We start from the raw sequence: 7,578 nt of genomic DNA on the forward strand, positions 1-7,578 counted from the left end.
TCATAAGAAAATATAGGCACTGACTGAATTAGCTAAATGAGCGGAGAAAAACTTACCACCAAATTTGACGAAGAACCTTATTTCCGGCGCAGGCAATTCAATTTTCGACCAACCACTTCTCTATATTTCTCGTTTCAGCACTGAAATTCACACCAATCTTAAAAAGTTTTCGTGAATCCGTTTCAAATGGTCGGGAATAGTGCTTGTCATTTATCTGTTGCAGAGCTTCTTCCGCTGTACCATTCAGTTTAAATTCCATAATGTAAATGAACTTGTCAGTCTGCAATACCATATCCACACGGCCTTCACTCGTATGATATTCCGCTTTTACATAAAAACCAACCAGTTTACATACAATATAAAGTACATTCTGATAATGTAACTCCAATTCGCGGGCAAGCTCGTATGGAATATCAGAAAAGAAACTTTGCAGACGACGGAAAAAAGATTCGTAATCACCAGCACGTACCTCACGAACGAATTTCTGAATTTCAAAGGGAGATTCCACTTTATCCACGTTCGCATAATAAGGAAGCAGAAAACGGATAAATCCTTCCTCCACTTCGCGATTAGGAAAACCTAAACGGTAAATTCCAAATTCTTCATCATATCCTTTAATGGTAAGGTACCCGCTCTGATAGATTACCGGAATAGGATTGGTAGATTCAGAGTCTATACTGTTCAGTACCTGTTCATCAGTTTCTTCATGAGCCATCCGATGAAGGTCGTAATGGTGTTTCTTCAGCAATTCCACCAAATAAGTGGGAGTACCTGTTTCAAACCAGTAGCTTTTAAACTCATTCCTATCAAAAGCCAAAAGCAGACTGAAGGGATTGTACATTCCTTTGGAATTGTGCGTGAAATGATAACCATCATACATTTCTTTCAACCGGACACATATCTCTTCATACGTCACTCCCTGCACATTGGCAAACTCATGAAGCTCGGCATCCAGATTATCGTATAGTTCCTGTTCGCTCACACCACAAATGTCTATATACTTATTCCACATTGAAATGTCATTCAGGTTATTCAAATCACTGAATACACTGACTTTACCGAACTTGGTAACTCCCGTCAACAAAGCAAATTTGATACAGCCGTCCTGACTTTTCAATGCGCCGTAGAAGGCTTTCAATGTATTGCGGAAACTCTTTTGCAAAACATCATCACCAATAGCCTGCAGCATTGGCTTATCATACTCATCCACCAGGATCACCACACTTTGCCCCTCTTGCTGACAGGCACGCTTAATAATCCCCTCAAAACGCATCGCTAAAGATTTCTCCGAGGGCTCTTCGCCATATATCTTCTCCCATTCCACCAACGCCCCATTCAGTTTATTCTCCAAACTTTCCGGAGTATCGTATTTTTCCGTATTAAGATCAAGATGTAATACAGGATATTTTACCCAATCTTTTTCCAGCTTCTCCATAGCCAGTCCTTCAAAGAGTTCCCGCTTTCCTTGAAAGTAGGCTTCAAGCGTAGAAATAAGCAGACTTTTGCCAAAACGGCGCGGCCGACTCAAAAAATAGTAGCTTCCGGTTTTCACCAGTTGATAAACCAATGCTGTTTTATCTATATAAAAATAGCCACCTTTACGAATTTTTTCAAAATTCTGTATACCGATAGGGTAAATCTTGCCACTCATATTTCAATCTGTTTAAGTTCACATCGTACAAATATACATATTATCTCAATATAAAAAACCAAATGCCCAGAGAGGAACCACATTACGCATTCCGTACTCAATATCATCTTTCACAACATACGCATTCTCCACATCATGCACCTGCTTCTGCGACTTATTCTTTCCACCTACTTCAAAGGTATAACCACCCACCGTAAAATCAGCAACTTCTGATGTGGTTACCGGACAAACAACTCGCAAAGTAGAAAAGAAAAATGTTTCACGCACGTTACCAATATCCGGTGTATTGTCAGAAAGCGCATAAGCCAAATTCGTATTATTCAGATACACCTTGTCCACTTTGCCTAAAAGTCTGACACCTTCCGTCTCTGCCCGAAGCTGATTAATTATTCCAGCCTTTTCCAGATAACACATCAAATCAGAAACCGTATTTCTATTCATATCAAGCAAAGTCGCCAACTTGGTAAAATTAGGTTTAAACGGAACACTTTTCGCTATGATATACAACAGTCTTTTCAATTTCAATGCTGTTGCTATATTCATATTCGCAAAAGTCGGTATATCATTTTACAAAGTCTGCTTAATGATACTTTGTAAACGAAGCAAATATCCCTTTTCCTATAAGCCTACTACTCCACTCTATCTCATCATGGAGATAACGGATAAAATCAGTAGATATGTTGCTAAGCAACATCCGGTATGACCTATAAAGTGTATCCATCATTTCTTGTTTTGGGGTTATACAGACAAATATAGAGTAATTTGCCGAATAGAACTAGCATTTTCTAGAAAAACTGCAGGTTTCATTCGGCAATTTCACTCAAGCCTTACCATTAACCGCTTATCCACGCTTATTTACGTCCCACAAACATTATGAGAAATGAATATTTTCTACAGGTTCCTCGCTAATACAGGAAGCCGACAATCCAAATCGGCAATTTACACCTGTAAGGTGTTTCTATTCCATCAGCTAAAATAATAAGGATCAGACATATCTGTAATCAGATCATACGTTTTACCTTGATAATCAAGAAATAACAAAGAGCTAAATAATAACTTGCATTTGTCCTTCTATATTCTTATTTTTGTAGACTGAAGTACAAAAACGAAAAGCATGATTGACACAACGGCTAAGATAGCTGCAAACGCACAAATAGGAAAAGGAACTATTATTGAAGAATTTACAGTCATCGCTCCCAATGCTAAAATTGGAGACGAATGCAAAATTCATCGTAATATATTTATTGATTCAAACGTAATAATCGGAAACAGAGTCAAAATACAAGATAATGTTATGATTCCTCATGGCGTGACATTGGAAGACGGAGTCTTTGTCGGGCCATCGGCATCTTTCACAAATGACAAATATCCACGTTCCATAAATCCTGACGGAACAAATCATCCGAAGATTGGGACGTCAGCGAGACTGTGGTTAAATATGGCGCTTCTATCGGAGCCAACGCTACAATTTTGTGTGGGGTAACTTTAGGAGAATGGTGCATGGTTGCTGCTGGTGCCGTTGTCACCAAAGACGTCCCAGCATATACCTTGGTAGCTGGAAATCCTGCAAAAATTGTAGGACCTGTAAATTTCTGATCTTTGAACAAACACCTATCAAAACATCCATATTATGGAAAACAATCTAATTCAAGCGACAGTGGACTATGTTCATAATCTGGACTGGAGTGATATCTTCACAAATATTACTTCAAACAAACTTCTCTTTCTCTTATCTATCGCGATACCAGTAATCATTCCATTGTTCAATATCTACAAAAGAATTGTAAGGATCAGAAAAATTGTAATATTAAGAGTTTTGAATTGGATGTTAGTGTCACAAGTCGATCTGGCACGATATAAGATAAGAGCCATATTTGACATTACCCTGTTTGTTATAACAATAATCATTTTCTTTATAACCGATGGCCAATACAGGTGGTATGCAATGATACCAGTCGGAGGGATAGTAATCACCGAATGCTGCGCCAATTACAAGCATATACTACAACGGATACCGTTCAAACGAATAAAAGAATTTCCCTATCTTAAATATGAACAAGCTGCACTAATTATCCCCAAAGGATTAGTCGGTATATTGTCCACCACATTAAAGGAAGTAAAAGACATACCTGCCAATCCCAGAATGATGAAGATTCATTTTGCCACTACTGACGAATCATACGAAACCCGCCAGGTGATAACAGATAAATCTATCATTGAAAGAATCATAAAGAACGAGATTGTTGCCTATTATGATAGTCTGACAGAAAAAATCAGGGAAAAAGGATATGACCGGAGTCAATTTTTCTATCTAGAAAATGAAAATGGGCACAAAGAATTTATATGTGATATATTAAAGGATATATATTCTCTGGAAAACGTTTATAATGCCATTATACAAGTCCAGTCAGATATCACAAAAGATGGTTCCATCCGCTTTATTGGTGATAAAGTGGGAATTAGAGGTTATAAACTGGAAAAAGGCGAACTTTTATTAGATATATACGAAACGGATCATTTTACATTTAAAGTTTTCAAAAAAATATTCAAGGACCGCAGATTCAAGAGAATCTTTCAAGAAATTATATGCAGAACCAACAAAGCAAATGATAACATAAAACTTTTGTTGGTAGAATCGCTAGCCTTCTTGTTTTCTTCTTTCGGGATTGATATAATTATCGGAGGCAGAGATGCCAGCGGAGCTAAAAAAATGTTGGTAGCAGCAAGAAGCGGAAATATAGAGAGCGACAACAGGTCCACTTTGCACGTCCCTGTCAATGAATCCTTTTCCCGGACAGATTTGGTTGAACACGACCAATATTATAGTCCTTATCATTGCGTACTTCGCGGCATTAAGGAAGAGTTAGGAATTCCGGAAGAAATCTGCAAAAAAACATCTGTATCGTTCCATGACTTTGCCATTGTATCCGATGAAGGAGAGATTGGCTTAGGATGTTACGTCGACTTTTCTTTTGTCATGCCGCTGGAAGAAGCGAGATTATATCCGGGACAAGACAAGTATCTTGAACTTGCTGATATCCTGATAGTACCTTATCCGCCTTTCAAATGGTCTCCATCCGCTTATGAAGATTATTTTTATAAAACGACAGGCAACGAAAAATTCTGTATGCAGTGGCAAAGTTTTACGACATTGTTATATCAACGAGCTATTTTAAGAAACGCCGAGGCGTCTATACCCATAATATGGTTAGTGGACTCTACTATTATACTGACTTTGCTTTTCTTATTGACAAATTATACTCAAATTGATTTAACGAGTACGATCATTTCTTTAATATTAGGAGGATTGGCACTCTTTATAATGAAACGATTCAACAATAAACCCGTACACAAGCTTACTTACGGAGAATTCCTGAAACCTTTCGTTCCTCAATGGAATGGGGATGTAAGAGTTTTACAGTCAACAATGCACTCTCAAATCGTCAAAGGATCAAGAAAGGAAACAAATCCCATAGCTGACGGCATCATGTTCGGGCTAAACAGTCCCTCCGGACAGAAACTGAAATTGTCCGACATTCATTTGCTTACTCCCCCATTCTGTACCGTCCGACGTGAATTCGTTAATTTTACAGAATATCCTATCAGCTTTTACTATGTCGCAGAAAAAAATGGAGATATCGGGAACTGCCTGTCTTTTATCAAGATACCATATGCTCTATCCAGCGACGACCTATCTTTGTTGTTAACTGTTAAAACAGAGAAAGGACATATTGTCTCCTACAATTTTACTAAACCCATCCATTCCGATATTATACTGGATTTTACTAATACACTAGATGAAAAACAGGTTAATACATTTAGTAAATATTATAGAATGAACAAAGATTTACTAAAAAATGTACAAATCGCTTCCTTAGATGAGAACTTTCAAAAAAGATGGTTTCCTTTGGATTTGTTTAATGCCGGTAACGACTACTTCTGGTCTGTCATCGACATGGAAGATGAACTGGAAAAACATGACAGTTATGATTTTGACTTTAAAATTGGCAAGAAGACCCAACCACGTGATTTGTATATGAAAGTGATCGCAAAGAACATGGATAGAAGCAGTTTTTCAATCAGACTTAATGGCAATTTAAAGGACATGGAAACTTTTTTATGCGCTTTCACCTCCAGAAATGACAATAGAAGGAAAATGAGTGATCTGGATATTTATATGATGCAGCTATTCCTTATCAGAATTGGAATAGTATATGCAAAAAAGAAATAGGAGCGATTATTTAACATTGAACATTTACATATAAGCAGAAAAGAATTCCCAATAAGGGATCAAGTGATTATTTAAAAAGAATGATTGCATACAAAATGGCTGAGAGAGACCTCAAACGACTAGTTATCAATGAATCTCTGACAACTACCCATTTCCTATTTATTTCCACCCACTAAAAACAGCGATATCCATTAGGCTGATAATATCATCCTCGTGACATCTTCCATAGTAGTATTTTAGTCTTGCATTACTTAGTTACCCCCTAGTATTTACTCATTTTTAATATTCAACCATAGACAAACAACTCGCAAAGTAGAAAAAAAATCAAAAATGAACGACAAAAAGAAACACCTAAGACGGTGCTTTCGCATCGCTGCACACGAATATAAGGATTTTTACCACAATAACAAGCGATAAACAATATTTCTTAAATGAAAAAGCCGTGCTCCACTCAACATATAGTGACACATTTTACCTAATAGATTAGTGACTGAAGCATTTTTTTATCACAGCAGTATCGCAATAAATATAGCTTCTCTGAGAATTTATAATAACGACTAGGTTTTCGATTATTCTCATTAATAATATAATTCATAGTTTGAAGATTGTTCTTCTCTAACACTCTTCTTTCTTTTGCTGACACTGGATAATTTACTATCGGCAGACAGTCTTTCCATTTTGTGAAAAATATTCGTGCATTAGTCAACCATTCATTATCCAATTTTGAATTACTAACATGCTCTATTAGAATATCATACACACATAATGATTTCAACCCCAGCATATAAACCTGCAATGAGATATCAAGATCGTAAAAATGAAATCCTTTGTAATTTATTTCATCAAATCTTATTTTATCAAAAACAGATTTCCTCATGCAAAAAAAACATCCATCCACTGCTACCACTTCTATGGCATTCGCATCTGCAATGGGTTTAAAGCAAGTATTATAAGTAATGGTTGGATCAGCTCTATTAGTATCAATAGAATACTGGCAAATTGCATCCTTTCCTGCATCTGTACTTCCGGGTCCCCACCAAATACCCGGTATTTGACTAATAAAACGTGGTCCAGAAATTCCAATAAGCCCTACTTTCAAATCTCTGAAATGATTTATCAGAAGCTTTCCCCAATCATTAGTGTAATGTAAAATATCTTCATGCATAAAACAGAGAAGTGGATATTGGCTCCTTTTGACCCCTTCGTTATAAGCACTAAATATATCATATTGACTTTTACTGTTATCAATACATATAATCTCATGAACAACCCCAACCGTATTCTCAATATTATCCTTCAATTCCTTAGAGATGGATTGAAACCTACTGCATATTATAATAGAAATCATATTTATTCAAATCAATTTTATATACTAAGATACTTTTATACGAATATCTCTAATTCATAAAAAAATAGTTCACAAAACTAAGGATAAAATCCTGTAAGGACAAACTTAGATTAAAAAAAATGAAAAACTCCAGACTTCCAAAGCTAACAGATAAATATAGATCATCCACCTTTAACTCTTCGAATTCAATTCTTCAGGAAAGAAAATCCTAACATATCACAATTATTTATCAAAACGTCTTAGTAAAAGTTTTTTTTGCTTATTTTTGTAAGGTACAATACAATTCTAACAGTTTGGCAAGGACTATTGTATAACTTACAGTTATGATAGCTTTGCGAAATATATTAG

The 7,578-nt window shown here is 36.2% G+C and carries 6 protein-coding genes; 3 read left to right on the forward strand and 3 right to left on the reverse strand.

The window, feature by feature from the left end; translation table 11 throughout:
• Positions 1–97 precede the first annotated feature (97 nt).
• Both LPH68_RS24900 and LPH68_RS24905 read right to left on the reverse strand, forming a co-directional pair.
• The gene (locus tag LPH68_RS24900) at positions 98–1,651 is read right to left on the reverse strand and encodes an ATP-binding protein (RefSeq protein WP_151923437.1); all 1,554 of its coding nucleotides are present in this window, start codon (positions 1,649–1,651) and stop codon (positions 98–100) included.
• Positions 1,652–1,696: 45 nt separating this feature from the next.
• Complete coding sequence (locus tag LPH68_RS24905) at positions 1,697–2,194, reverse strand: hypothetical protein (RefSeq protein WP_230297202.1); 498 nt, start codon at positions 2,192–2,194, stop codon at positions 1,697–1,699.
• Positions 2,195–2,765: 571 nt separating this feature from the next.
• On the opposite strand from LPH68_RS24905, the gene LPH68_RS24910 reads away from it, so the two are divergent.
• The 3 genes from LPH68_RS24910 to LPH68_RS24920 all read left to right on the forward strand — a co-directional run bounded on the left by LPH68_RS24910 (position 2,766) and on the right by LPH68_RS24920 (position 5,882).
• A complete protein-coding gene (locus LPH68_RS24910; protein WP_230297203.1) occupies positions 2,766–3,134 on the forward strand; it encodes a hypothetical protein in 369 nt (122 codons plus the stop codon).
• The gene (locus LPH68_RS24915) at positions 3,080–3,247 is read left to right on the forward strand and encodes a DapH/DapD/GlmU-related protein (protein WP_230297204.1); all 168 of its coding nucleotides are present in this window, start codon (positions 3,080–3,082) and stop codon (positions 3,245–3,247) included. Before LPH68_RS24910 ends, LPH68_RS24915 begins: the two co-directional genes overlap by 55 nt.
• Before the next feature lie 349 nt (positions 3,248–3,596).
• On the forward strand, positions 3,597–5,882 hold the full coding sequence (locus LPH68_RS24920; RefSeq protein ID WP_230297205.1) for a hypothetical protein: 2,286 nt from the start codon (positions 3,597–3,599) through the stop codon (positions 5,880–5,882).
• 475 nt (positions 5,883–6,357) lie between these two features.
• Here the strand turns inward: LPH68_RS24920 and LPH68_RS24925 are convergent, their stop codons facing one another.
• Complete coding sequence (locus LPH68_RS24925; RefSeq protein ID WP_004314466.1) at positions 6,358–7,230, reverse strand: glycosyltransferase; 873 nt, start codon at positions 7,228–7,230, stop codon at positions 6,358–6,360.
• Positions 7,231–7,578 lie beyond the last annotated feature (348 nt).

The organism is Bacteroides sp. 1_1_30, from assembly GCF_020982715.1.
Classification (GTDB): Bacteria; Bacteroidota; Bacteroidia; order Bacteroidales; family Bacteroidaceae; genus Bacteroides; species Bacteroides xylanisolvens.

What these genes read in the sequence shown, in the direction of transcription:
- LPH68_RS24905 (WP_230297202.1), bottom strand. Translation starts at nt 2,194, where the DNA reads ATGAATATAGCAACAGCATTGAAATTGAAAAGACTGTTGTATATCATA.
- LPH68_RS24900 (WP_151923437.1), bottom strand. Translation starts at nt 1,651, where the DNA reads ATGAGTGGCAAGATTTACCCTATCGGTATACAGAATTTTGAAAAAATT.
- LPH68_RS24920 (WP_230297205.1), top strand. Translation starts at nt 3,597, where the DNA reads ATGATACCAGTCGGAGGGATAGTAATCACCGAATGCTGCGCCAATTAC.
- LPH68_RS24910 (WP_230297203.1), top strand. Translation starts at nt 2,766, where the DNA reads ATGATTGACACAACGGCTAAGATAGCTGCAAACGCACAAATAGGAAAA.
- LPH68_RS24925 (WP_004314466.1), bottom strand. Translation starts at nt 7,230, where the DNA reads ATGATTTCTATTATAATATGCAGTAGGTTTCAATCCATCTCTAAGGAA.